Origin of the sequence: Nitrospira tepida, assembly GCF_947241125.1 — a bacterium.
In the GTDB taxonomy this organism is placed as follows: domain Bacteria; phylum Nitrospirota; class Nitrospiria; order Nitrospirales; family Nitrospiraceae; genus Nitrospira_G; species Nitrospira_G tepida.
This window is the reverse complement of sequence record NZ_OX365700.1, coordinates 4,172,729-4,198,009: the sequence shown is the minus strand read 5'-3', so window position 1 is coordinate 4,198,009 and position 25,281 is coordinate 4,172,729. Positions and strand designations below refer to the sequence as shown.

Below are 25,281 nucleotides of genomic sequence, written 5' to 3'. Positions count from 1 at the left end.
AGGCCGTTTTCAGGCGTTTCGTCCAGTAAAAGATTCGGCGATATATTTCCTTGACTCCTCGGGGGGATTTTTATAGGATTTCGCCACTTTTTATTAGGCGGCCTCTTTCTAGAAGAACATATTCGCGAGTACAGCGGAGCATTCAGCAAGGCTGGAAAAAAGAGAAAGGAGGTGGCTGCAAAGCTTCCTCGCCTGCGCTGTCGTATTCCGTGTGATGTCATCATTGTCTTTTTTGCAAGTTGGCAAGTTGGATTGACGCGATTCTGGATGGACTTGATTTCCATTAAGGAGGTGCTTTGATGAAGAGAGGAGTCGTCATAGCAGCGGTTGCACTCGTCTCGGCTGTAGGACTGTTCACCTCGGGAATGGTCCTTGCGGCCGATGATCCGGCGAAGGCGCCGTCAGGGCCGGCCTCAAAAATCGTCGGCGGCAGCGCGATGAAGGGCGAAGTCGTCAAGACGCTCAAGGGCCGGGTGTGGTCACAATGGGCCGACAATCCGGACGGAGAGATCCTGTTCGGGATTCAATACTGGAACACCGGCGAGCCTGCTTCGGGCACCCCGTTCGGCCGGACGTCAACCGATCTTGAGGTCAAGCCGCCGGACCCCCTGTTCACCTGCTGTGCCTGGGGTTTTGTGGGAGGCAACGAGAAGAACAATCCGTATAGCGGCTGGTACCATGCCGCGCAAACCGTGCGCCTGAACGTGAAAGACAAATCGTTGATGGATCGATTGATCAAGGCGTCACAGGAACTTGTCGCGATGGAAGTCACGTTGGACGGCCGCACGATCACCGATTTCAAAGTGATCAAGTAGGAGCTCGTACCCACAATATCATCTATTTGTTCGGATGAAGGAGGGTCTCATTATGAAGCTTCATACCAAAGGGGTGGCCGTCATGGCCGCCGTGGCGTTGGTGGTCGGGGTGGCCTCGGCCGCATTCGCCATCGAATCGTTCCAGGAGCGATTTGAGTGGGGCGATATGAGCAAGCCCACGACGCTGCAGGGCCGTGTGATCATCCTTGACCCGTACGATGAAGCGGTCTGGTTGAACATCGCCGTGTTCGGCGGGAACGCGGAAAGCGGTCTGTGGTGGCAGAAGGTGCACCCCGGCAAGAACCTCAAGTTCTACGCCGCCAACAAGGAAGTGTGGGAACAGATCAAGTCCATGGCCCGCCCGCATGCCGGACCGGCTGCGGCGAAGGAAGTGCCGGAGGGTTCCAAGACCGTGTTGGTGGAGTTTGTGGCCCAGGAAACCGAGCAGAATCACCGCGTGATCTCCTCCATCAAGAAGTTGGATGAGATCGCCGGCGCCCCCGGCAAAACGAGGAGCATTTCCTCGCTTCGGTTGAAGGATTGCGCCGGGAAGGATGAGAGCGACGCGGGCTGCGCCAAGGCCAAACAGACCTTGAATACGGCGCCGAAGGTTACTCCTCCGATGAATTATGACGTGATGATTCCGGGTGGCAAGCCGGTGGGCGGCCTGACTCCTTGGTCGGCTGCGTACAACAGCGGCCACTGAGCCGCGGTTCATTATCGCTTCCGAGAGCACGTATGAGGCGGCATCCCGAAAGGGGTGCCGCCTTTGTGTTTTCATGGGAACGGTGGCGGCAGGCAGTCGGTGTGCGCGCGGGTGCTTCCTATTCCTGGTCCAGCCGGCGCTTGAGGTCGGCCAAGCGGTTCATGGCTTCGAGCGGGGTCATCGAGAACAGATCCATTTGTTTCATCTCGCTCAAAATCGGATGGGGTGCGGGAAGCGAGCGATCGCGTTCGGAAGGTTCCGGATTCTGCAGGCGATCTGAGGACTGCCCTCCCTGCTCCAATTGATGGAGGACTTCCTGCGCGCGGGTGAGGATCGCCGCTGGAAGACCGGCCAGTTTCGCCACATGAATGCCGTAACTACGGTCTGCGCCGCCTTCCACGATTTTTCGCAAGAACAGCACGTCCCCGTCCCGTTCCTGAACCGCCACCCGATAATTACGAATTCCAGGGCGGAGCCCTTCCAATTGCGTCATCTCATGATAGTGAGTCGCAAACAGGGTCCTGGCGCCAAGATGAGGGGCCGACTGGATGTATTCGGCAATCGACCAGGCCAGGCTCAACCCGTCGTAGGTGCTGGTGCCGCGGCCGATTTCGTCGAGCAGGATAAGGCTGCGGGAGGTGGCATGTCGGAGGATGTGAGCCGTTTCCGACATTTCGACCATGAATGTGCTCTGGCCCGCCGCGAGATTGTCCGATGCGCCGACCCGGGTGAACACGCGATCCACCAAGCCGATCCGCGTCCGGCTCGCAGGGACGAATGATCCTATTTGAGCCAGCAGGACGATCAGGGCGACTTGCCGCAGATAGGTGCTCTTCCCCGCCATATTCGGGCCCGTGATGATCAGGAGCCGGTGCGTTTCCCGATCCAGCCGAGTGTCGTTGGGAATGAACCCGCCTTCCAGGTCGAGGCGCTCAACCACGGGATGGCGACCCTCGATGATTTCGATCGTCTCGCCGTCGTCCACCTCCGGACGCACATAGCGGTGAAGGGCCGCGACCTCCGCCAGTCCGGCGAGAACATCCACCAGGGCCAACCTGGCGCCGATGCTTTGGAGGCGGGCGACCTGGGCGGCGAGTCGCTCAACAAGCCGATCGAACAACTCGGCTTCCAACGCCTTCAACTTGACGTCCGCTCCCGTGATGCGTTCTTCCAGCTCCTTCAATTCGGCCGTCATGAACCGTTCGGCGTTCACGAGCGTCTGCTTGCGAATGTAATCGGGGGGCACGCGGCTCAGGTTCGGCTTGGTCACCTCGATGTAATACCCGAACACCTGGTTGTACCGGACCTTCAGGGAGTCAATGCCGGTTCTCGTCCGTTCCCTGCCCTCCAGCTCCAGGAGCCACTGCTTGCCGTCCCGCATCGCCCCGCGCAACGCATCGACGGTCGGGTCATAGCCGTCCTTGACGATGCCTCCGTCTCGTGAGGAAAGCGGGACCTCGGGTAGCAGCAGTCCGTCCAGCAGATCGTGCAAGTCGGCCGCATCGTCCCACTCGGCGTACAAGCGGACGAGCAGGGTGCTCCGGCATCGGCCCAGCAACGGCCGCAGCGCGGGCAAGACCGCCAGCGACTGTTTCAAAACCGACAGGTCCCGGGGAGTCGCCCGCGCAAGCGCCAGGCGCCCGGTGAGCCGCGTCACATCCTGCATGCCGCGAAGCGCCGAACGCAGATCCACGCGGGTCTCCAGGTGCTGGAGCAATTCCTGCACGGCGTCCAGGCGTTCGGTGATTCGGTCGATCCGCAGGGAGGGCCGGAGCACCCATTCGCGCAACAACCGCTTTCCCATGACTGTGACCGTTCGGTCGATCACGGACAACAGGGTGTGTCGGTTGCCCGTCTCCTCTTGGCGATCGCTTGCGAGGGGGCGGACCAACTCGAGGTTGCGGATGGTCATCGGGTCGAGCGGCATGTCGTCGCCGTGCTGGTGAATGATGACCGCGCGGATGTGCCGCAGGTCACCGTGCCGCTGGGTGTTGCGAAGATAGGACAGGATGGCGCCCGCGGCGCGGAGGCCTGCCGAAGAGTCGAGTTTGGTCAGCCGTTCGAGCTCGGATGCAGGAAACTGTTTGTGAAGCGCGGATTCGGCCGCGGCAAGATCGAACGCCTCGTGACCGACGGCGCAGATCCGGCATCCGCGGGCAAGGTTCGATGGTTCCAGCAGCGCGCCATCCGCGGCATCGGGAACCAACAGCTCTCTTGGCTCCAGGCGGCTGAGTTCGCCTTGGAGCTGCAACAGCGCCTGCTCACCCTCGAACGAGCTGAGGCGGAAGTCACCGGTGGACAGGTCGATGGCGGCAAGACCGAATGTCGATGGGAGAGCCGGCGCCGCCGCATCGGATGCGATGAGAGCCGCCAGGTACGCCGTCTCGTCCGGAGGCACCAACTCGGCGTCGACCAACGTCCCCGGGGTATAGAGGCGGACCACTTCGCGCCGGACCAATCCCTTGGCCGATTTCGGATCTTCCACCTGATCGCAGAGGGCGATGGTGCGGCCCGCCTTCAAGAGCTTGGCGATGTACGCGGTCGCGGCATGATAAGGCACGCCGCACAGAGGCACCGGATTGGCGCTGTGCTTGTCGCGCGAGGTCAGCGCGATGTTCAGCAACCGGGAGGCCTCTTCCGCGTCCTGATAGAACATCTCATAAAAATCCCCGACGCGGAAAAAGAGGATCGCGTCCCGATAGGCTTCTTTGATCTCCCGATACTGCCGCATGAGCGGCGTCGAGTCGGCGTCATTCGTGGTCATGGTGCTCGCTCTCCATGGGATGGCCGGAGGGCGCCGGTTGGCGCAGCGCTTGTCCGAGAGAGGAACGGAGCCGCTCGAGATCCGCTTCCGCCTCTTGCAGGGCTTTGGTCTTGCGGCGCAGTTCGACGCGGCCCTGAATCCAGGCGGGGAACAGGAGGATGCCGGCAACGAGCACGCCGGCCGCAAAGGCCGACAGGATCGGTTTGTAGATCGGGGTCGAACCGGAGCGGAGCCCGAACAGGTAATGCAACGTGACTTCCTGTTCTTGATTTTGGAGGAAAAAGGCGAGCATCAGCAGCAGCAGCAGGCCGACTAGGATCAGGCGGATCATCAGAACAGATCTCCTACAAACGGGAGAGGGGGCGGTGCCTCGTCCGGAGCGCCGAGGCGGTTCGACCGGCGGCCAGCCGGCCGAGGATCCGTCGTGACTGCGGGCCGGTCGCCCGACAGGTGATGAGACGCGCGCGCTTGGTCCGGTGGGTGATCGTGATGTCCACGCGGTCGACCGGTAATTTGGAGCCGGCCTGTTCCGGCCATTCGACCGCGACCACCCAATCGCCGTCAAGATAGTCGGCCCACCCCAAGTGGTCAAGCTCGTCCGGCGAGGCGAGCCGGTACAGATCGGCATGGGCGAGAGGAAGCCGCCCGCGATACTCCTGGATGAAGATAAACGTCGGGCTGCAGACGTCCTGCCGATCGGCGCCGAGTCCCGAAGCAAGTCCGCGGATGAAGGTCGTCTTGCCGGCTCCCAGGTCCCCGGTGAGCGCCAGCACCGTTCCGGGGACGAGGCAGGCGGCTAACCGTTCGCCAATGCGGGCCGTCTCTTCCGGCGAACGGGACAGTCTGGTCCAATGCGGAGCCTGCTTCGCCGAAGCCGCGGGCGCGCCGGACCGGCGATCCGACCTGTCCGGTTTATTGGCGGTGCGAGAGTTGGCCGATGGCATAGGGAATCTGATCGATCACGTCGCCGGCGATCATGCCCGCCTGTCCGTGCGCCTGCGCGGCGAGGTCTCCGGCCAGACCATGTAAGTATGTTGCCGAACAGGCCGCGTCCCAAGGAGGCAGACCCTGGGCCAACAGCGATGCGATCATGCCGGTCAGCACGTCGCCCGTGCCGCCGGTGGCGAGACCGGGGTTGCCCGTCGGGCAGATCGCAAGCCGGCCATCCGGATGGGCCAGAAGCGTTCGCGCGCCCTTCAACACCACGATGGTCCGATGCACCGCGACGAAGGATGACGCCACCGCAAGGCGATCGCGATTGACCGCCTGCCCGCTGTCGGCTTTCACCAACCGCGCCATCTCTCCCGAATGGGGCGTGAGAATCAGCGAGGCTCGGCAGCGGGCGAGCGATTCCGGACGATCGGCCACGGCGTTCAAGGCGTCGGCGTCGAGCACGCAGGGCCGTTCGATCTGGGCGAGCAGCCGGTGGACCAACTCGACGGTCTCCGGTTGCGTGGAAATACCCGGCCCGATCGCCACCGAGGTTCGAGCGGCGGCAAAAGCTGACAGGAGGTCCAGCGCTTTCAGGCCGAACGTGTGGTCGGCCGTATCCGGCACCGGGTAAGTCATGGCTTCGAGGAGTTTGCCCTCCAGGACGTCGTTCACGCCTCTGGGTGTCGCGACCGTGACCAATCCGGCCCCTGTCCGGAGTGCCGCCCTGGCCGCCATGGCGGCGGCACCGGTCTTGCCGGGCGATCCGGCGATAATGCCCACATGGCCGAACGTGCCCTTGTGCGCGGAGGGTTTTCGAGCCGGCAGGAGCCGGGCGATCTCCTCGGGGGTCAACAGAGACAGGGGAGAATCTACGGCCTCGGCATAGTCGATGGGGATGCCGATATCGGCGACCGTGACTTCTCCGGCATGATCGATTCCCTCATTCAGGTAGAGGCCAAGCTTGGGCAAACCGAAGGTGACAGTGAGGTCGGCCCGCACGGCCTGGCCCAGGACCTCGCCTGTGTCCGTCTGGAGGCCGGAGGGAAGATCGACGGCGATGATCGGATGGCCGGCTCGATTCATGAGGTCGATGGCAGCAGCGTAGGCTCCGGTCACAGGGGCGGACAGCCCCGTGCCCAGCAGCGCGTCCACGACCAGATCGGACGCCGCTAAACCCTTAGCCAGTTGTTCCGGAGCGGCGCCGGCCACGACGGGTTTGCCGCCAGCAGATCGAACGAAGCGGCGATACATGGTTCGACTGTCGGCCGCCAGGTCCGAAACATGGTGCAACAGAAAGACCTGGACCTGTGCCCGCCGTTTCGACAAGAGCCGCGCCACCACCAACCCGTCGCCTCCATTGTGCCCCTTGCCGCAGACGATCGCGACGCGCGTTCTGGCGAGGTCACCGTACCGAGAAGCCATGGCTTCCACGACGGCGGTGCCGGCATGTTCCATGAGGGTCAGGCTGGGGATGCCGGCCTCGCGGATGGTTCGCCGATCAAGTTCCTGCATCTGTGCCGCAGTGACGAGTTTCATGCGAAGCCTGTGTGATCATGGGCCAGCCCATGATGGCTGGCAGAATCTGTCGCGCCGTGTGTCATGAGACAGAAGATGAAAGGGAAGCCGGATCGCCTGGTCATCACGATCATGGGCGAGATGAGCGGTGCTCGGTCGGTATGAAAAGCGGCAGGCCGCCGGGATCCGGCGGTCGTCAGCGCACGAGTTCCTTCATCTCACGGACGGCCCGGTCCAACCCGACCATCAGGGCTCTCGCCACGATGCTGTGCCCGATGTTGTATTCCACAATCTCCGGGATCTGCCGGAGGCGGCCGACATTGCGGTAGTTGAGCCCATGGCCGGCATTGACCCCCAACCCCAGCTTGTAGGCCAGCTTGGCCGCCTGAGCCAGGACTTCGAATTCCGCCTGCTCCTCCTTGGCTCGCTTGGCGTTGGCGTACCGCCCTGTATGCAACTCGACATAATCCGCCGCGATCTTATGGGCCATTTTGACCTGGTTGAGATCTGGTTCGATGAAGAGGCTGACGGGGATGCCGCCTTCGTGAAGAAGCTGGATGATCTTCTCCACCCGATCACGCTGACCGACGACATCCAGCCCTCCCTCAGTGGTGAGTTCCTGCCGGCGCTCGGGGACCAGGGTGACCAAGTGGGGTTTCACGCTGAGGGCGATCTTGGCGATCGTGTCGTCCGCCGCCATCTCAAGGTCCAGTTTCGTCTTGATGATCTCTCTGAGGAGGGTCAGATCACGGTCCTGGATATGGCGCCGATCCTCCCGCAGATGCACCACGATGCCGTCGGCGCCGGCCAGCTCGGCCAGCACTGCCGCTTCAATCGGATCCGGTTCGCTGCCCCCGCGCGCTTGACGGAGCGTTGCCACATGATCGACATTGACCCCTAACCGTGCCACAACACCTCCTGGGATTCTCAGGTTGGAAAGGCCTTCGGAAGGACTTCACGGCAGCCGTGAGAGCCTATTGAGAAGCGGGCGCATTATGGCATAGAGATACCCCCTCCCGGCAAGCAGGCGGCCCCCGATTACATCGAACTGAGCGGGCCGGGTATCCGACGGGAGCCGCAGTGTAAGGTCTTGTGAAAATTGACTATATCCCGCGGGTTCTCTAGAATGACCCCTTCACATTCCATTCGGGCCAGCAACATGAGGGCATTGAAACGGCATCACCATGTTCGATAGTTTTCCTCGTCTCAAGCGATTACCTCCCTACGTCTTTGCTCAGGTCCAAACCCTCAAGCAGGAGGCCCGGCGCCGCGGGGAAGACATCATCGACTTCGGCATGGGCAATCCGGACCAACCGACGCCCGCGCATATCGTCGAGAAGATGATCGAGGCCTCGCGAAAGGGGACCAACCATCGCTACTCGGCGTCCCGCGGCATCACCAAGCTCCGCCATGCGATCACGGCCTGGTACCGGCGAAACTACGACGTCGAGCTGGACCCCGAGACGGAGGCGATCGTCACGATCGGGTCCAAGGAAGGGATCGCGCACCTGGCGCTGGCTATGCTGGGGCCGGGCGACGTCGTCCTGACCCCGACCCCGACCTATCCCATTCACATGTACAGCGTGATCATTGCAGGCGGCGAAGTGCGCGGCGTTCCTCTCCGTCCGGACAGCGACTTTTTCTCGGATCTGTTGCAGGCCTATAAGCAAACGCTGCCGCGACCCAAGGTGCTGGTCATCAACTTTCCGCACAATCCGACGACCGCGGTCGTGGACCTGGAGTTTTTTAAAAAGATCGTCGTGTTCGCCAAGGAGCACAATCTGATCGTGATTCATGACCTGGCCTACGCGGATATCGTATTCGACGGGTACAAGGCGCCCAGCTTGTTGCAAATTCCCGAGGCCAAGGACGTAGGGGTGGAGTTTTACACCCTGTCCAAGAGCTACAACATGCCGGGCTGGCGCGTGGGGTTCTGCGTGGGGAATCGGGAGATCGTCGGGGCGTTAGGCAAGATCAAGAGCTACTTGGATTACGGGATCTTTCAGCCGTTGCAGATCGCGAGCATCATCGCGCTCAACGGTCCGCAGGAGTGCGTCAAAGAAACGGTCCAACGCTATCAAAAGCGGCGCAATGTGCTGGTGAACGGGCTGAACCGAATTGGATGGGCGGTCGATCTGCCACGGGCCACCATGTTCGTCTGGGCCCGCATTCCTCCGGCCTATCGCGCCATGGGATCGCTGGAATTTTCCAAGCTGTTGTTGCGCGAGGCGAAGGTCGCCGTTTCGCCCGGCATCGGCTTCGGGGAGGGCGGGGACGAATACGTCCGGTTTGCGCTGGTCGAGAATGAGCACCGGACCAGGCAAGCGGTGCGGGGGATCAAGCGGGCGTTGAAGCTGGAAGGGCCTGAGCCGTGAAGTCGCGGGTGGGAGTCGGCATCGTTGGATTCGGCACGGTCGGGACCGGCGTAGCCAGAATTCTGCTGGACAACGCGGGCTTGATCCGCCGCCGCGTCGGCGTGCCGGTGGAACTGATCCGGATTGCGGACCTGGATGTGGCGCGGGACCGAGGCCTGTCGCTCCCTGCGGGAATGTTGACGCAGGACAGCCGCCAGGTGTTGGACGATCCTGACGTCGATATCGTGGTCGAGTTGATCGGAGGCTACGAGGTCGCGAAGCACCTCATTCTCGAAGCCATCGCTAAGGGCAAGCAGGTGGTCACCGCGAATAAGGCCTTGCTGGCCGTTCATGGGGAAGAGCTGTACCAAGCGGCCAGCCGCCAGAAGGTGGATTTGGCCTTCGAGGCCAGCGTGGGCGGAGGCATTCCCATTATCCGCGCGCTGACCGAGGGGTTGGCGGCCAATCGCATCCTGTCGATCTACGGCATCATCAACGGCACCTCGAATTACATCCTCACCCGGATGACCCAGGAAGGACTGGCCTTCGAAGAGGTGCTGGAGGAGTCCAAGCGGGCCGGCTACGCGGAGGCGGACCCGACGTTCGATGTGGAGGGGATCGATTCCGTCCACAAGCTCGCGATCATGGTGAGCCTGGCCTATGGGACGCCGGTCGACGTCAAAGATATTTACACGGAAGGCATCACGAAGCTGACGCCGCTCGACATCGCCTATGCGAAAGAATTCGGGTACGTCATCAAGTTGCTCGGCATCGCCAAATTGATGGAAGGAGAGATTGAAGCGCGAGTGCACCCGACCATGATTCCAGTTTCGTCCCCGATCGCGCAGGTGCACGGCGTCTACAATGCCATTCAAGTGGTCGGCGATGCGGTTGGCGACGTGATGCTCCATGGACAAGGGGCCGGTTCCATGCCGACCGGGAGCGCGGTCGTCAGCGACATTCTCTCCATTGCGCGCAACCTTGTGACGGGCGGCGTCGGGCGCGTGCCTGCCGCGTCCTTCCAGCCGGACCAGCGGCGTCCGCTTCGCGTGCGGCCCATGGCCGACATTGAATCCCTTTATTATCTGCGGTTCATGGTCGTGGATCGCCCCGGCGTCTTGTCGCAGATTGCGGGGGTGCTTGGCCAACATGGCATTAGCATCTCCTCCGTTCTGCAACAGGGGCGGAAAGAGGGACAAACGGTCCCGGTGGTCATCCGGACGCACCAGGCCGCCGAGCGGTCCGTGCAAACCGCGTTGCGCAAGATCGGACGGATGTCGTTCGTGTCGGAGCCGCCGATGTTGATCCGCGTTGAAGGTCCGGACGAATAGGAAACCCGTCTCTCGACCTGTTCCACGGATGAAAGCCTGACGGACATGCCTCGCTGGCGCGGCCTGATCGAAGAATACCGTAAATTCCTTCCTGTCACGGACCGCACCCCCGTGATCACGTTGGGAGAAGGGAATACTCCGCTTATCGAAGCCGGCCGATTGGCCGCGCGAGTGGCTCCCGGCGCCCGCCTCTATCTGAAGTTCGAAGGGGCCAATCCCACGGGATCGTTCAAGGATCGCGGCATGACCTTGGCGATCTCCAAGGCGGTCGAGGCCGGCTCCAAAGCGGTGATCTGCGCCTCCACCGGCAACACGTCGGCCTCCGCGTCGGCCTATGGCGCGCGCGCCGGCCTTGCTGTCTATGTGCTCATTCCGGCCGGGAAGATCGCGCTGGGCAAGTTGTCTCAAGCGATGATGCACCACGCGGTCGTGATCCAAATCGAAGGGAATTTTGATCAGGCCTTGACGATCGTGAAGGAGTTGGCGGCGACGCAGCCGATCGAACTGGTCAATTCCATCAATCCGTTCCGGATCGAGGGCCAAAAGACCGCGGCCATGGAGGTCTGTGATCAGTTGGGGGAGCCTCCGACGATCCATGCGTTGCCGGTGGGCAATGCGGGAAACATCACGGCCTACTGGCGCGGCTATTGCGAGTATCACCGCGCGGGACAAACGACGCGACGCCCGCGCATGGTCGGATTTCAAGCAGCGGGCGCGGCGCCGATCGTGCTCGGCCATATCGTTGAGCAGCCGCAGACGATCGCCACGGCCATCCGGATCGGCAACCCGGCCAGTTGGCAGGGAGCGTTGGCGGCGGTGGAGGAGTCCTCCGGCTTGATCGACATGGTGACCGATGAAGAGATTCTGGACGCCTATAAACTGGTGGCCCGCGAAGAGGGAGTCTTCTGCGAGCCGGCCTCGGCCGCCTCTGTGGCCGGCGTGGCCAAATTGTGGCGGAACAAGGCGCTGCCGGAGGGAGCGGTGGTGGTTTGCACGCTCACGGGCCATGGGCTCAAGGACCCGGATACCGCCATGGGTGTGTCCGTTCAGCCGGTGACGGTCAAGGCCAACCGTGAGGAGGTTGCGCGGTTGCTCCGGTTGTGAAGGACGGCGGATCACAGCCTATGAAATATCTGATACTCCACGCAGAAGGGTTTGCGGACGGACCTCAGCCGGGATTAGCGGGGAAATCGGTGCTCGAGGTGGCCAAGACGCCCAATCTCGATCGCATTGCGCGCTGTGGTGAATTCGGATGGGCGGCGATTCCGTCCGAAGGGATGGCGCCGACCGGCGAGCTGACCGGGCTGACAATTCTTGGATACGATCCGCACAAATACTCGACGGGACCGGCGCCGCTGGAAGCCGCAGGCCTCGGCATCACAGTGGGGGAACAGGATGTCGTCTACCGATGCAACCTGGTCACGATGCGGGCCGACCAGCCCCAGGCCAGCCGAGCCGCCTCCGCCGATCCCAAGAAACTGAGTCCGCAGGCGGTGCTGGAGGACGCCAGAGCGGGTGGAATCGAAACCGATGAGGCGCGCGAACTGATCGATGCCCTCAATGAACAGGTGGGGTCCGAGACGATCCAGTTTTATCCCGGCGACCGCCACGAACATTTCATGGTCTGGGTCAATGGCAAGGCCCGGGCCGTCTGCCACAATCCCAAGGCCGTGGAGGGACATCAGATCGGGGAGTATCTGCCGACCGGGGATGGAGCGGATATTCTGCGCAAGCTGATGGACGCTTCGATGATTATTCTGCGCGACCATCCCGTCAATCTGGATCGGCGCGACGCCGGCTTGAAGACCGCCAACTGCCTCTGGTTGTGGGGGCAGGGGCGCGCTCCCCTGTGGCCTCCGGTCACGGAACGGTTCGGGATCACCGGTTCGATGGTCGCGTTGAGCACCCTTCATCGCGGATTGGGCATTTGCGCGGGATTCGAGGCGGTGGATGTGGATGGGGCGCAGGAAGGCCCGGCTGGCTTGCCGCTTCTCCGGCAACGCGCCCTGGCGGAATTGTCACGGAAAGACTTGGTCTATCTCCACGTGAGCTTGGCCGATCTGGCCTCGCCGGATTCGGATGAGCAGGGCAAGGCCAAGGCGGTGTCGGCATTTGATCAGGATCTGGTTGGGCCGCTACTGGAGGAACTGACGCAGAACGGGCCGTCCCGTCTGCTCGTAGTCTGCGACCAGTCGGAGCAATTGACCGAACAGAAGCCTCCGAGCTATCAGGCGCTTGCAGCCCTACTCGATACGTCGCAACAGGGTGAGGGGTCGGCGGGCGTCGGATTTGACGAAACCCACGCGACCCAACCGGGCGCGCCTCCGCGCGATGGGTTGCGACTGCTCGCGCGGCTGTTGAAACGGTAGCCACTATGGCGCTGCTCGTGCACAAATATGGCGGCACGTCGGTGGGCACCGTGGAACGGATCCATCGCGTGGCGGACCGGGTGGCGAAGGCCAAGGGCGAGGGACACGATGTGGTCGTCGTGCTGTCCGCCATGAGCGGAGAGACCGATCGGCTGATCCGTCTCGCCAGGGAGGTGACCGCCCATCCGGACGAGCGGGAGCTGGACGTGTTGCTCTCGACCGGAGAGCGCGTCACGATCGCGCTGCTCGCCATGGAGCTACAGGGGCGGGGGATCAATGCCCGCTCGTTTACGGGGAGACAGGTCGGGATCATGACGGACAGTTCCCACACCAAGGCGCGCATCACGAGGGTGACGGCCGAGCGGATCAAGGAGGCCATCGCGGAGGGGGTCATTCCCATCGTGGCGGGGTTTCAGGGGATCAATGCGCGATCCGACGTGACAACGCTGGGCCGCGGAGGGTCGGACTTGACGGCTGTGGCGCTGGCCGGGGCGCTCAAGGCCGACCGATGCATTATTTTTACCGACGTCGACGGCGTCTACACGGCCGACCCCAATGTCGTGCCGGCCGCCAGGCGGCTGGATCGGGTTTCTTATGAAGAGATGCTGGAATTGGCAAGCCTGGGCGCGAAAGTGCTTCAGAGCCGATCGGTCGAGTTCGCCGCCAAATTCAACGTGCCCGTCGAAGTCCAGTCGAGCTTTATAGAGGGAAAGGGGACGCTCGTGACACGTGAAGACGAGGATATGGAACGGGTCATGGTCTCGGGAGTGAGCGGAGACCGCCATCAAGCCAAGCTCACGATCGTCGGGGTGCCGGACCGTCCTGGGATCGCGGCGAAGATCTTTGGACCTGTGGCACAGGCCAACATCGTGGTCGATATGATCATCCAGAACGTGAGCCAGGGCTCCCTGACGGACATCTCCTTCACCGTCCCACGCGCGGACCTGGCCAAGGCCGTCGATCTGGTCCAGCGGATCGCCAAGGAGATCGACGCCAAATCCGTCGCGGTGACGGAAGCAATGGCAAAGGTTTCGCTGGTGGGGGTAGGCATGCGCTCCCATTCCGGCGTGGCGGCTAAAATGTTCGAGGTGCTGTCCCGCGAAGGGATCAACATCATGATGATCAGCACATCGGAGATCAAGATTTCCTGCGTCGTCGAGGAAAAGTACATGGAGTTGGCGATGCGCGCCCTGCACTCCGCCTTCGGGCTGGACGCGGCGCGCGTCGGAGCCTGAAGAATCCGGAGAGGCCTGGCAGGCGGCCTCTTCCGCAGGGTACACTGAGCCACGATTATGGCCCGCTCATCACGACGACGAACCGATCATGTGCAGCCCTTGAAGCTGGCCGCGGAGACAGCGCGGTCTCGGTCGAGCTTTGAGATTTACGACACGACGCTCCGGGACGGCGCCCAGTCCGAGGACGTGAGTTTTTCAGCCGACGACAAGGTGCTGGTCGCGCAAAAGTTGGATGAGCTGGGCGTGGATTTCATCGAGGGCGGCTGGCCCGGCGCCAATCCCAAGGATATCGAGTTCTTCCGCCAGGTCAAGACCGTGCCTTTGAAACATGCGACCGTCGTCGCGTTCGGGTCGACCAGGAAAGCCAGCAACTCGGTCAAGAAGGACCCGAACATCCAGGCGCTGTTGGCGGCGGAGACCGGCACGATCACGATCTTCGGCAAAAGCTGGCCCTTGCACGTGACGGATGCACTGGGGATTTCGCTGTCGAAAAATCTCGAGTTGATCGGCGACTCGATCGAGTACCTGCGTTCGAAAGGACGGCAGGTCTTCTACGATGCGGAACATTTCTTCGACGGGTATAAGATGGACCCCGACTATGCCCTGGCCACCCTTCGGCGGGCGGTTGAGGCGGGGGCCCAACGGATCATTCTCTGTGACACCAACGGCGGGACCATGCCCTGGGAAGTCCGGGACATCTGCCGCAGCGTCCGGCAGACCCTCGATGTGCCCCTGGGCATTCACGCGCACAATGACTGCGAGATGGCGGTGGCGAATTCCATCATGGCGCTGGAGACCGGCGTGCGGCAGGTCCAGGGGACGATCAACGGCATCGGCGAACGCTGCGGCAACGCCAACCTCTGTTCGATCCTGCCGAATCTGCAATTGAAGATGCGTCAACCGGTGCTCGGGGAGGGGATGAGCCGGTTGCGGGAGGTCTCGCATTTTGTCGCGGAGATTGCGAACCTGATCCCGGACAAACACCAGCCCTATGTCGGCGATGCCGCCTTTGCCCACAAGGGCGGCGTGCATATCCACGCCGTCCAGAAGAATCCGGCGACCTACGAGCATGTGCGCCCGGAGTCGGTGGGCAATCGGCAACGGTTCCTGGTGTCGGACTATGGGGGGCGGAGCGGGCTACTGGCCAAGGCGGAAGCCTTCGGCATCTCATTGGATCGCGATCACGCGAAGGTGCCGGAATTGGTCGCCATCCTCAAGGATCGCGAAAACGCCGGCTATCAATACGAAGGGGCGGAAGGCTCGTTTGAATTGCTGGTGCGGACCGCGCTGGGCACCCATAAGCCTTCCTTTCGACTGTTGGGATTCCGCGTGATCGTCGAACAGAGCGAGGGCGACCAGGGGCCGCGGTCCGAGGCTACCGTGATGGTCCAGGTCGGACAGGACATCGAACATACGGCGGCGATCGGCAAGGGGCCGGTCAACGCGCTGGATCATGCCTTGAGAAAGGCCCTGGAGAAGTTCTACCCGGAGCTGCGGGAAGTACGCCTGTTGGACTACAAGGTCCGAGTCCTGACCGCGAGCCAAGGGACCGACGCCAAGGTGCGGGTGCTCATCGAGTCGGGCGATCACAAAGAGAAGTGGGGGACGGTGGGGGTGTCCGAGAACATCATGGAGGCCAGTTGGCAGGCGCTCGCCGACGGGATCGAATACAAACTGCTGCGGCGGGATCGACCACCTTCAGATCCCGGATAGGCAGGGTGCGGAATGACAGCTTGACAGACTTGGTAACCTCGCGTAACTTATGCAGAATTCATATCAGTCTTCTCTGGCTTGATTCCATCCTGCGTATCGCGTTCCTGTGAGATGACCCAGAACCGGCTGCCGGAGGTCGCATGAGAAAATCCGATATTGCGAACGAGATCTTCAAACAGGTCGGCATCCCGAAGAATGACGCGGCCGACATTGTCGAACTCATCCTGAATTTGTTGAAGTCGGTGCTTCAAAAGGGCGAATCGGTCAAGATCGCGGGATTTGGCAACTTCATCGTGCGAAGCAAAGGGCCGCGGAAAGGGCGGAATCCGCGGACCGGCGAAGAGATTGGCATTACGCCCCGTCGCGTCGTCACCTTCCGGCCCAGTCAAGTGTTCAAAAAATACGTGAACTCCTAGTGGAATTGAGAACGGCACTCCCAGCGACACGCCGAACGCTGACGTCGGGCAGCCCCAGACTGGGCACCAAAATCTTCTACAAAATCGGCGAGGTCAGCGATATCGTCAAATTGCCCGCGTATGTGTTACGGTTCTGGGAGTCGGAGTTCAGTTTTCTCAAGCCGAAGAAAAGCCGCGGCAACCAACGGTTGTATGAGCAGCGGGATATTGACACCGTCCTTGAGATCAAACGGATGTTGTACGAGGAAGGCCATACGATCGCCGGCGTGAAACGGTATTGGACTCGAAAGGGACGGCACACCCCGGGCAAGCGGACGCCGCGGGAAATCGCCACGCGGTTGAAAGGCGATCTGCAGGCCATCCTGCGGTTGCTGGAGGCCCATTCCAAATCGGACGGGAGCTAGAGCCGGACAGAGCCTCCCACGGATGTCGCGTGCGTGAGAAGATCGGTCATCGGAACATAGGGTCGGGGCGTGGCGCAGCCCGGTAGCGCACTCGCTTGGGGTGCGAGGGGTCGTGGGTTCAAATCCCGCCGCCCCGACCATTTTTTCTGATTGGGAAGAGCAGAGCCATGAGTCCGGGAAGCTGCCGCAGGCAGCTTTTTTTGTGCCTACGCCAGATGGACGGGGTATGATGACCATTTTGGTGACCAATGACGACGGGATCGGATCGTCGGGCATCCAGGCGCTGGCCCGCAAGCTGGCGCGCCTCGGCACCGTCTGGGTCATCGCCCCGGATCGGGAGCGCACTGCCGTGGGGCATGCCTTGACGCTCCATAAACCGCTTCGGTTGACGCCGGTCAAGCCCCGGTGGTTTGCGGTCAACGGGACGCCCACCGACTGTGTGAATCTCGCCGTCAAGCACGTCTTGCGCCGCCCGCCCACGCTCGTGGTCTCGGGGGTGAATCGCGGCGTGAACCTGGGGGACGACGTGACCTATTCCGGGACGGTTTCCGCCGCGTTGGAAGGGGCGATTCTGGGCATTCCGTCGATTGCGGTGTCTCAGGACGGCCGTGACCGGTTTTTCTTTGAGGCGGCCGCCGACTATGCGCTTGTTGTGGCGCGGGCCGTGTTGCGGCACGGCCTGCCGCCGGGCACCTTGCTGAACGTCAACGTCCCCAATCGCCCGCGGGCCGGGATCAAGGGCATCCGCGTAACCAGGCTCAGCCGGCGGCGCTTCGAGAATCCGATTATCGAGAAGACCGACCCGCGCGGCAGGAAATACTATTGGATCGCGGGAACGCGGATTACCTGGACCAAGCAGGCCGATTCGGATTACGCCGCGCTTCGGCGGGGGTTCGTGTCCGTCACGCCGCTGCATTTGGATATGACCAACGAGGAAGCGCTTGAAGCGTTGCAGCAGTGGGACCACTTTCGCCGATTGGGCTCTTCGCAGGGATCGCGAGCGGTCCGCGGCGGGACGCCGGTGAGGACACGATGATTGGTCAATTGATCGAAGCGGTCGTGGCGGAGTTGAGTCGCTTCATCATCGCGACGATTTCCGCGTTGGGATACGCGGGCATCGTCGTCACGATGGCGATCGAAAGCGCCTGTATTCCCCTGCCCAGCGAGATCATCATGCCGTTCGCCGGCTATCTGGTCCTGGACGGCCGATTTTCGCTCTGGGGGGTGACGCTGGCCGGGACGATCGGGAACGTCATCGGCTCGGCGCTGGCCTACTATGTCGGCCTTCTCGGCGGGCGGCCGATTGTGGAACGGTATGGCCGGTACGCATTGATTCGGTCGCAGGATCTTGAACAGGCGGACCGGTGGTTTGCCAGGTACGGCGAGGCGGCGGTGTTGATCAGCCGGATGCTGCCAGTGATCCGCACGTTTATTTCCCTGCCGGCGGGGATCGCCCGGATGCCGTTTTGGCGTTTCGTGGTCTTCACGTTCATCGGCGCGCTGCCCTGGTGTTTTCTGTTGGCCTACATCGGCGTCGTGATGGGCGAGCACTGGGCGGATCTGCGTGAGCATTTCCATTATATCGATGTCGTCATCGGCCTCTGCCTGGCGGCCGCCGCGGCGTATTTTCTCTGGTCGCACTGGCCGGCCCGCGGACAGGGCGCCGATGCGAAACCGCCGTCATGTTGAAGCTCTCCAACACGCTGTCCGGACGGAAAGACGTGTTCGAACCTCTTGTGCCGGGAGTCGTGCGGATGTACGTCTGCGGCGTCACGGTGTACGACTATTGTCATCTGGGCCATGCGCGCAGCGCGTTGGTGTTCGATGTCCTGCGGCGGTACCTGGAATATTCCGGTCTCTCCGTCGAGTTCGTGAAGAACTTCACAGATGTCGACGACAAAATCATCCAACGAGCAAATGAGCAGGGCGTGAGTTGCGACGCGGTGACCGCGAAGTACATTGCGGCATACTATGAGGATATGGGACGGCTCGGGGTCCGGCGGGCTTGGAAAGAGCCCAGGGCCACGGAGCACATGGCCGACATCATCGCCTTGATCGAGACGTTGATGGCGAAGGGCCTGGCCTATCGGGTGAACGGAGACGTGTATTTCTCGGTGGAGCGCTATCCGGACTATGGCCGCCTGTCCAAACGAAAGCTCGCCGAGCTACAAGCGGGTGCCCGCGTGGAGGTGGACGAACGGAAGCGCCATCCGATGGACTTTGCCCTGTGGAAGAGCAGCAAACCGGGAGAGCCCTGGTGGCAGAGTCCGTGGGGGCAGGGGCGCCCCGGCTGGCACATCGAGTGTTCCGCCATGTCGATGAAGCATCTCGGGGGCACGTTCGATATCCATGGAGGAGGAATGGATCTCATCTTCCCTCACCATGAAAACGAAATGGCTCAATCCTCCGGATCAACGGGAAAGGATTTTGCGCGTTACTGGGTCCATAACGGGTTTGTGCAGATCAATCAGGAGAAGATGTCCAAGTCGCTGGGCAACTTCTTCACGATCCGGGAAATTTTCGAGAAGTCCGACTGGCCGGAAGAGGTGACGGGGGAGATGCTGCGCTATTTCCTGTTGGCGACGCACTATCGCAGCCCGCTCGACTTTTCGGATCAGAGCTTGACCGAAGCCAAGAACGCCTTGAACGGGTTCTATGATTTGTTTTATCGCTTGGGTGAAGCTGACAGAGTGAAGGGGCAGGGCGACACGTCGCTGCGCGCAGTGTTGGAGCAGGCCCACCTTGGGTTTTCCCAGGCGATGGACGATGATCTCAACACGCCGGCGGCGCTGGCCGAAATGCAGAAACTCCGGAATGAAGTGAACAAGCTGATGGCCGACGGCCTATCGGTTGAGGGACGGCAAGCGGCGCGGCAGGAATTTGCCAGGCTCGGTGATGTATTGGGGCTCTTTCAATTGGACCGGTGGCAGTTCAATCCTGTGCTCAAAGCCCGTGCCTCCGATCATGTGTCCGCCATGGACGAGACATCGGTGGTCTTAAACGAAGCCGAGATCCAGAAGCAGATCGATGAGCGCAACGAAGCCAGGCGCCGCCGAGATTTCAAAAAAGCCGACGAGATCAGACAACGCCTCGCCTCACAGGGCATCACGATCGAGGACCGGCCCGATGGCACCAGCCGCTGGAAGCGCTGACCGGCCCGAGATCATCTATGGTCTCCATGCCGTGAAGGAGGCGCTCCGCGCCGGGCGCCCGTTCATCCGTCTTCAGGTCGTCAGTCTGCACGGCCAGTTTCAGGAACTGGTGCGCCTCGCGCGCATCCGGCATATTCCGGTCCATGTCGAACCGAGGGCGGCGCTGGATCGATTGGCGCTCGGCGGTCGTCACCAAGGAGTGGTGGCCTGTACCGCTGCCAGGACCTATGCGGAACCTGAGGAAATCCTCGCCGTGGCCAGGTCGCGGCGGGAGCCGGCCTTCATCGTGGTGCTCGACGGCGTTCAAGATCCGCAGAATTTCGGCGCCATTCTGCGAAGCGCCGAGGCGGCAGGGGTTCACGGGGTCGTCATTCCGGATCGGCGTGCTGTTGGGCTCACGGGAACGGTGGAGAAAGCGTCGGCCGGCGCGGTCGAGCACATCAAGGTGGCCCAAACAACCAATATCAACCGCCTGCTGGGGGCCTTCAAGGAAGCAGGCCTATGGGTCTATGGGTTGGACCCGTCCGGCGAGAGACTCTATACCGCGCCGGACTATCGTGGGCCGGTGGCGCTGGTGGTCGGTGGGGAAGGAATAGGCGTCCGCAAGAGCGTCCTCGAGCGCTGCGATGAACGGGTGCGGATTCCGATGTCGGGGCGGATCAACTCGCTGAACGCCTCCGCAGCCGCGACGCTGGTCTGCTTCGAGGTCGTGCGGCAGCGGAGGGCGGCTCCGCCCCAGGCAGGGCCTAGCGTACCTTGATCATCCCGTCCTGGATGGCGGCCTTGATGAGTTGGGCCGTGTTGGAGACGCGGATCTTCTTCATCATGTTCGCCCGATGGGCCTCAACCGTCTTAACGCTGATTCGCAACCGCTGCGCAATTTCCTTGTTTTTGAATCCGGACCAAATGAGTTGAAGGATTTCCATCTCCCGGCTGGTCAGCGCCTCGGGCCTCTTCTTCCGCGGCGGTAAACTCACGGCGCTGGTAATACGTTTGGGTCTCGGTCTGGCGCTCGTGGATTTTGCCATAATTAGGTCTCCTTAAGATCCGCCATGTGGGTGATAGGTCTGTAGGCCAAACGATGACAAAATGGGAGTATTTCAGATTTGGACGATGATTTTCAATACCTTAGATAAAATAATTGACCGATGAGCGGAAGATGGGGCTGTGATGGATTCGTAGTGGGCTAGGAAGATGGACCCTCTACTAATAGTAGTTTTCGTCTTTGGGCTGGTGATCGGTAGTTTTCTCAACGTCTGTATCTATCGATTGCCCCGCCATGAATCGATCGTGTGGCCCGCCTCGCATTGCCCCGCCTGCGCGCAGCCCATTGCCGCCTACGACAACATTCCGGTGGTCGGCTTCTTATGGCTGGGCGGGCGCTGCCGGAATTGCCGTCGGCCCATTGCCTGGCACTATCCCCTGGTGGAGTTGGCCAACGGACTCGGGTATCTGGTTATCGTCTGGCAGTTCGGTTGGACGCCCGCTGCCGCCGTCTATGCGGCGCTCTTCTCCTCTTTGATCGTCATTACCGGTACGGACCTCTCGCATACCATCATCCCCGACGTGGTCACCTTGCCCGGCATCCTGATTGGACTGGTCAGCGCCGTCACCATCCTGCCCGTCGGATGGATCAACAGCCTGCTCGGGATAGTGGTTGGCGGGGGAGTGCTGTGGGTGCTTGCCTGGCTCAGTCCCTACCTGTTTGGCAAGGAAGGGATGGGAGGTGGGGATATCAAGCTGCTGGCAATGGTCGGAGCCTTTTTAGGCTGGCGACCGGTCCTGCTGACGATGATGATTGGAGCATTGACGGGGTCCATTGTGGGACTCAGTCTCATCGGGCTCAAGATCCTCAGGCGTGATCAATATATTCCGTTTGGGCCGTTTCTGGCTCTCGGGGCTCTCGTCTCACTCTTCTTCCATCAACGGCTGTTTGACTGGTATTGGGGGCTGCTCGGCCCCCTGCCCTAAGATCCCCCCTTTCGTGCTGTATCTGTTTGTCTTGGCACTGTATCCATTCTGCTCTCACTTCGGTGATCGTTCCTTGCACTGGATGTCTTGATTCCTCACCGGTCTGCATGGAACGACCTTCGGCCTTTCGATATTTCAGAGCAATTCACAACACTTAGGCTACCAATCTGTCGAGGCGTCTCTCGGGAATCCCGATGCCGACGATCAGGCACGGCTCTTGGAATACCTGCGAGGCGGCTGCCAGAGCCGATTTGACGGATTCAAGGCCCAACAGGGAGAAGAAGCAATGAACCAGAATGGGTACAGCCTGATGGAACTGACCATGGTGATGGCCGTGACGGCCGTGACCGTTGCGCTGGCCGTTCCCGATGTGGCCGCCATGGCGACGCGCTATCGGGAACAGGCGGTGGTCACCGAGCTGGCCGGGGAGCTCCGGACGGCGCGGACTCTGGCCATAACCCAGGCCAGCCGCGTCCGCGCCGTCATTGACGAAGACGGACGGTCGCTGAGTCTGGAGCGGGAGGGAGACCAATCCGCTCCGATGAGGCGATTCGACTTTCGAGGCCGTGGCCTATCGATTGATGGAGCCAGCGAAGGCATCAGCGTCTGGTTCTATCCGAGCGGGCGAACCGCCAGTGCCACCACGCTGACGCTTCGCGGGGACTCACGGAAGGTGTGGCGGTTGACGGTTTCGATGGCGGGGAGAGTCACGGTGCAATGATGTCGCCGGATGGGCATACAGCCGATAGTCATGGATCCACCTGCCGAAGCGCCGAGCAGGGGATCAGCTTGGTCGAAGTGATGGTCGCGATGATGATTCTGGCGATGGCCATGATGGGAAGCCTCAGCCTGTTCGAGTGGGCGGAAGGCGGGATGCGTCAGGGAGAAACGGCTCTGCAGGCGTTGGCCTTGGCGGAGTCGAAACTGGAAGGCAAGCGGGCGGTTCCTTGGGAGCATTTGTTGGCGGAGGACTTGGATGCCGATGGGCGGTACGAAACGCTGATGCGGGATGACGGCCAGGACGGCGATGCAACCGCCGGCGACGGAGTCTATACCGTGCGGGCCCATCATGGGCCTGTCGAACTGATGTGGACGGTGCAACCGGCACAACCGCGGAATCTCTCGGCCAGTGCGTACGCTCTCATCCATGTGACGGCGCGGTATCGGATCAAGCGGGATCGGTGGCGCGAGATTGAACTGGGGACCGTTCGGGCCAATCCCCGCTATGTCGGGGCATCCTAAATTCCTTTTGAGCACGGAGTGTCATGACACAGCCAATGAGCCCGCTTCAGAACCACGACGGAGCATCCTTGATCGAACTGCTGATCGCGCTGGCCACGGGACTCGTCGTAATGTCGGCCGTCTTCGAAACCCTGAGTGCCTTGGATCGACGCTTTCGATCTCAGCAGACCGCGATGGCCGCGACTCAAGATATCCGATCAGGGCTTGAAGTCTGGGAGAGCGAGGTGCGGATGGCCAAAGGAACCGGTCTTTTAGGGGGTCCGGCCCTTCAGGCCATGGGCCCAGCCTCATTCGAATTCACCGCCAATCTCAACGGACTCGCGACCACCTTGAAATCGGCAGCCCTCCAGGGTCAGACCGAGTTGAACGTGGATGACGCCCGCGACTGGCCGTCTGGCAAATACGTCGTGCTTTGCTCGAAGATGCGCTGCATCGACAATCGGTTGGCCCGTGACGGACAGCGCAATCGAATCGTCCTGGCCCAACCACTGACGGACGCCTTTCCCGCTGGAACCGACATCAGCGTTCTGAACCGTGTGCGATATTATGTCTTGCCCAACCAGGCGGGAACCGTGCGGTTGATGCGCATGGTGGATGGTGGAGCCAACGCGCTGATCGGCAATCTGAAGGCCGCGCGATTCTCCTATTTCGCACGGAGCGGGGCGCCGGCGATCGATTCAGCATCGGTTGCGCTCGTCCGTATCGAAGCTGAATCCGCCGCCACCCATCTTTCGGTGACCAAAGATATTGCGATCCGATCTCAATTATGACCTTGCCTAGAAAGGAGCAACAGCCCCATGCGGACAGATACACGACCGAACGTGAATCAGCGAAGTGGCGAGCAAGGGGTGGCCATGCTGACGGCCCTCTTCCTCGTGTTGGCGCTGGCCCTGCTGGGGCTGACGTCCTTGCACCTGGCCGGTCAGGAGTTGCAGGCCTCCTGGGCGGTGCGGGATCAGGCGGCGTTGCTGCATCTGGCCGAAGCGGGAGCGGACTTGATCATGGCGCGGATCCATGCGGCGGCAGGAACCGGGGCGGATCCCGTGGCTGCGGTTCTTGCCCGGCGGAATGAAACACCCGAGCGCGGTCCGTCGTATTTTGATGCTCAAGGGCGTTCCCAATTCGTAGGAACGGCAGACCATCCTGACCTCCTTCTCGACGCCGCCGATCCACGGCACGATGCGTGGTTGAACGATCTTGCTTCCGGAACAGGCCCTTCACTGCGGTCGCTCGGCCGAATCCTGCGACTCAAACTGTATGGCCCGCTTCGGCCCGGCTTGGTCTGTACCGTAGAGGTGACGGCGGCGAGGTCTCATGAGATTCTCTCGCCGAGCAGCAGCGTACAGGTGCAGCTCGGCGCGGTGGAAATTCCGCCTCTTCGTGCAGGCGTCCAGGCGGAGGAAATCGCCGCGAGGTCCAATCCACAATTGCCCGTGTTGGTTCACTGGGGCGATCTCAAGGTTCGAGGAAACGCGTGGATCGGAACGATGGACGAGATTCCTCAGAAAACGGTTCTGGCCCCGATTTCCGGACAATCCTATGCCGAGATGGGAACGCCTGAAGATCGGTGGCACGAAATGCGGGTTGGAGGTGAGCTGCTCTCTGTTCGTCCTTCGGTTCGCGTCGCGTCGCCGTCATCGTTATTAAATATGTATCAACGACAGGAACCGGTTCCTGGGATTGCATTCGACCAATGGAACTATGAGGCACTCAAACAGGTCGCCAAGTCCTTCGGCGCCTATTACGCGGTTGACCGTGAAGGATTGCTGTATCCGGGAGGAGTGATCGAATCGGGGCGAGGAGTAACGATTGACCAAGTTATGAGGTCTGAGTTTGTGGGTGATCATAAGGGTCTGGTCTTCGTGGACACCTTGGATCAGCAGGCTCCGCGCGCCGACAACCTGCCAACCTTCATCGTGCCCACGTCGTATGCGGAAGGCGTATTCATCGTAAACGGACATCTCCTCCTCAAGCCTGCGGCAGGAGGAAAATCGATCCCCGCACTGGCTCCGCCCGCGGCGGGGCAAACATCTCTCGTGACTCGAACGCCCGTGCAGTTGGGAGGAATTAACCTCAACGGCGTGCTTTATGCGGCGGGAAACGTGTTCGTTCACGCGACTTCTCGAGTATATGGCGCCGTGGTCGTTCAGGGAACCGTGAAGGCAGACGACTCTCCAAATAGCGTGTTGGAGGTATGGTACAACCACGACTTGCGACAGGGGTTCTACCGGGGCGTACCCGTCGTTCACGTGGCGCCAGGTACGTGGAAGACTTTATGACTGGGCAGGGACATGCAAGAGAGGACGCATTTGATGGTCGCGATGGGAGCAACATGAGCACACTACCTGAACGCCAGGGTGA

The 25,281-nt window shown here is 61.5% G+C and carries 25 protein-coding genes and 1 tRNA gene; 20 read left to right on the top strand and 6 right to left on the bottom strand.

Going from position 1 to position 25,281, the window contains the following annotated elements:
- The first annotated feature begins 299 nt into the window (after positions 1–299).
- Together QWI75_RS19900 and QWI75_RS19895 are read left to right on the top strand one after the other, a co-directional pair.
- Entirely contained in the window at positions 300–815 is a 516-nt protein-coding gene (locus QWI75_RS19900) for a hypothetical protein (RefSeq protein WP_289271078.1), read from the top strand.
- A gap of 52 nt (positions 816–867) precedes the next feature.
- On the top strand, positions 868–1,521 hold the full coding sequence (locus QWI75_RS19895; protein WP_289271077.1) for a hypothetical protein: 654 nt from the start codon (positions 868–870) through the stop codon (positions 1,519–1,521).
- A 118-nt stretch (positions 1,522–1,639) separates the two neighbouring features.
- Here the strand turns inward: QWI75_RS19895 and mutS are convergent, their stop codons facing one another.
- The 5 genes from mutS to QWI75_RS19870 form a co-directional block, all read right to left on the bottom strand.
- Positions 1,640–4,285 (bottom strand): DNA mismatch repair protein MutS, encoded by a 2,646-nt coding sequence (mutS, locus tag QWI75_RS19890; RefSeq protein ID WP_289271075.1) that lies wholly within the window; start codon positions 4,283–4,285, stop codon positions 1,640–1,642.
- Entirely contained in the window at positions 4,272–4,616 is a 345-nt protein-coding gene (locus QWI75_RS19885) for a LapA family protein (RefSeq protein ID WP_289271073.1), read from the bottom strand. The genes mutS and QWI75_RS19885 overlap by 14 nt, the downstream gene beginning before the upstream one ends.
- Positions 4,617–4,629: 13 nt before the next feature.
- A complete protein-coding gene (gene tsaE / locus QWI75_RS19880) occupies positions 4,630–5,229 on the bottom strand; it encodes a tRNA (adenosine(37)-N6)-threonylcarbamoyltransferase complex ATPase subunit type 1 TsaE (RefSeq protein ID WP_289271071.1) in 600 nt (199 codons plus the stop codon).
- Positions 5,198–6,754 carry an NAD(P)H-hydrate dehydratase gene (locus tag QWI75_RS19875; protein ID WP_289271069.1) on the bottom strand — a complete coding sequence of 519 codons (1,557 nt, stop codon included), beginning with the start codon at positions 6,752–6,754 and terminating at the stop codon, positions 5,198–5,200. The genes tsaE and QWI75_RS19875 overlap by 32 nt, the downstream gene beginning before the upstream one ends.
- Positions 6,755–6,929: 175 nt before the next feature.
- Positions 6,930–7,643 carry a pyridoxine 5'-phosphate synthase gene (locus QWI75_RS19870; RefSeq protein ID WP_289271067.1) on the bottom strand — a complete coding sequence of 238 codons (714 nt, stop codon included), beginning with the start codon at positions 7,641–7,643 and terminating at the stop codon, positions 6,930–6,932.
- A gap of 274 nt (positions 7,644–7,917) precedes the next feature.
- On the opposite strand from QWI75_RS19870, the gene alaC reads away from it, so the two are divergent.
- The 13 genes from alaC (at position 7,918) to rlmB (ending at position 20,467) form a co-directional block, all read left to right on the top strand.
- Positions 7,918–9,108, top strand: coding sequence for an alanine transaminase (gene alaC / locus QWI75_RS19865; protein WP_289271065.1), 1,191 nt, complete (start codon positions 7,918–7,920; stop codon positions 9,106–9,108).
- Positions 9,105–10,418, top strand: a complete 1,314-nt coding sequence (locus QWI75_RS19860; protein ID WP_289271063.1) for a homoserine dehydrogenase — start codon at positions 9,105–9,107, stop codon at positions 10,416–10,418. The genes alaC and QWI75_RS19860 overlap by 4 nt, the downstream gene beginning before the upstream one ends.
- Before the next feature lie 45 nt (positions 10,419–10,463).
- On the top strand, positions 10,464–11,522 hold the full coding sequence (thrC, locus tag QWI75_RS19855) for a threonine synthase (RefSeq protein WP_289271062.1): 1,059 nt from the start codon (positions 10,464–10,466) through the stop codon (positions 11,520–11,522).
- Between the two features lie 20 nt (positions 11,523–11,542).
- On the top strand, positions 11,543–12,787 hold the full coding sequence (locus QWI75_RS19850) for a hypothetical protein (protein ID WP_289271060.1): 1,245 nt from the start codon (positions 11,543–11,545) through the stop codon (positions 12,785–12,787).
- A gap of 5 nt (positions 12,788–12,792) precedes the next feature.
- Entirely contained in the window at positions 12,793–14,022 is a 1,230-nt protein-coding gene (locus tag QWI75_RS19845; RefSeq protein WP_289271057.1) for an aspartate kinase, read from the top strand.
- Positions 14,023–14,079: 57 nt separating this feature from the next.
- Entirely contained in the window at positions 14,080–15,735 is a 1,656-nt protein-coding gene (gene cimA, locus QWI75_RS19840) for a citramalate synthase (RefSeq protein WP_289271055.1), read from the top strand.
- Between the two features lie 140 nt (positions 15,736–15,875).
- The gene (locus QWI75_RS19835) at positions 15,876–16,151 is read left to right on the top strand and encodes an integration host factor subunit alpha (RefSeq protein ID WP_289271053.1); all 276 of its coding nucleotides are present in this window, start codon (positions 15,876–15,878) and stop codon (positions 16,149–16,151) included.
- Entirely contained in the window at positions 16,151–16,555 is a 405-nt protein-coding gene (locus QWI75_RS19830) for a MerR family transcriptional regulator (protein WP_289271051.1), read from the top strand. The genes QWI75_RS19835 and QWI75_RS19830 overlap by 1 nt, the downstream gene beginning before the upstream one ends.
- Positions 16,556–16,618: 63 nt before the next feature.
- Positions 16,619–16,695 (top strand) — tRNA-Pro (locus tag QWI75_RS19825).
- A gap of 89 nt (positions 16,696–16,784) precedes the next feature.
- Positions 16,785–17,591 carry a 5'/3'-nucleotidase SurE gene (surE, locus tag QWI75_RS19820; RefSeq protein WP_370693654.1) on the top strand — a complete coding sequence of 269 codons (807 nt, stop codon included), beginning with the start codon at positions 16,785–16,787 and terminating at the stop codon, positions 17,589–17,591.
- Positions 17,588–18,244, top strand: a complete 657-nt coding sequence (locus QWI75_RS19815; protein ID WP_289271048.1) for a DedA family protein — start codon at positions 17,588–17,590, stop codon at positions 18,242–18,244. The genes surE and QWI75_RS19815 overlap by 4 nt, the downstream gene beginning before the upstream one ends.
- Positions 18,238–19,707, top strand: a complete 1,470-nt coding sequence (gene cysS / locus QWI75_RS19810; protein ID WP_289271046.1) for a cysteine--tRNA ligase — start codon at positions 18,238–18,240, stop codon at positions 19,705–19,707. The genes QWI75_RS19815 and cysS overlap by 7 nt, the downstream gene beginning before the upstream one ends.
- Positions 19,682–20,467 carry a 23S rRNA (guanosine(2251)-2'-O)-methyltransferase RlmB gene (gene rlmB / locus QWI75_RS19805; protein WP_289271044.1) on the top strand — a complete coding sequence of 262 codons (786 nt, stop codon included), beginning with the start codon at positions 19,682–19,684 and terminating at the stop codon, positions 20,465–20,467. The genes cysS and rlmB overlap by 26 nt, the downstream gene beginning before the upstream one ends.
- Here the strand turns inward: rlmB and QWI75_RS19800 are convergent.
- Entirely contained in the window at positions 20,454–20,735 is a 282-nt protein-coding gene (locus tag QWI75_RS19800; RefSeq protein ID WP_289271042.1) for a response regulator transcription factor, read from the bottom strand. The two genes, rlmB and QWI75_RS19800, sit on opposite strands and share 14 nt — an antisense overlap.
- 166 nt (positions 20,736–20,901) lie before the next feature.
- Here QWI75_RS19800 and QWI75_RS19795 point away from each other — a divergent pair, with 166 nt between their 5' ends.
- The 5 genes from QWI75_RS19795 to QWI75_RS19775 all read left to right on the top strand — a co-directional run bounded on the left by QWI75_RS19795 (position 20,902) and on the right by QWI75_RS19775 (position 25,199).
- A complete protein-coding gene (locus tag QWI75_RS19795; RefSeq protein WP_289271040.1) occupies positions 20,902–21,678 on the top strand; it encodes a prepilin peptidase in 777 nt (258 codons plus the stop codon).
- Between the two features lie 286 nt (positions 21,679–21,964).
- The gene (locus QWI75_RS19790; RefSeq protein WP_289271038.1) at positions 21,965–22,399 is read left to right on the top strand and encodes a GspH/FimT family pseudopilin; all 435 of its coding nucleotides are present in this window, start codon (positions 21,965–21,967) and stop codon (positions 22,397–22,399) included.
- Positions 22,396–22,920, top strand: coding sequence for a choice-of-anchor X domain-containing protein (locus QWI75_RS19785; protein ID WP_289271036.1), 525 nt, complete (start codon positions 22,396–22,398; stop codon positions 22,918–22,920). The genes QWI75_RS19790 and QWI75_RS19785 overlap by 4 nt, the downstream gene beginning before the upstream one ends.
- 23 nt (positions 22,921–22,943) lie before the next feature.
- Positions 22,944–23,690: a PilW family protein gene (locus QWI75_RS19780; protein WP_289271034.1), complete on the top strand. Its 747-nt coding sequence runs from the start codon at positions 22,944–22,946 to the stop codon at positions 23,688–23,690.
- A 27-nt stretch (positions 23,691–23,717) separates the two neighbouring features.
- Entirely contained in the window at positions 23,718–25,199 is a 1,482-nt protein-coding gene (locus QWI75_RS19775) for a hypothetical protein (protein WP_289271032.1), read from the top strand.
- Positions 25,200–25,281: the final 82 nt, after the last annotated feature.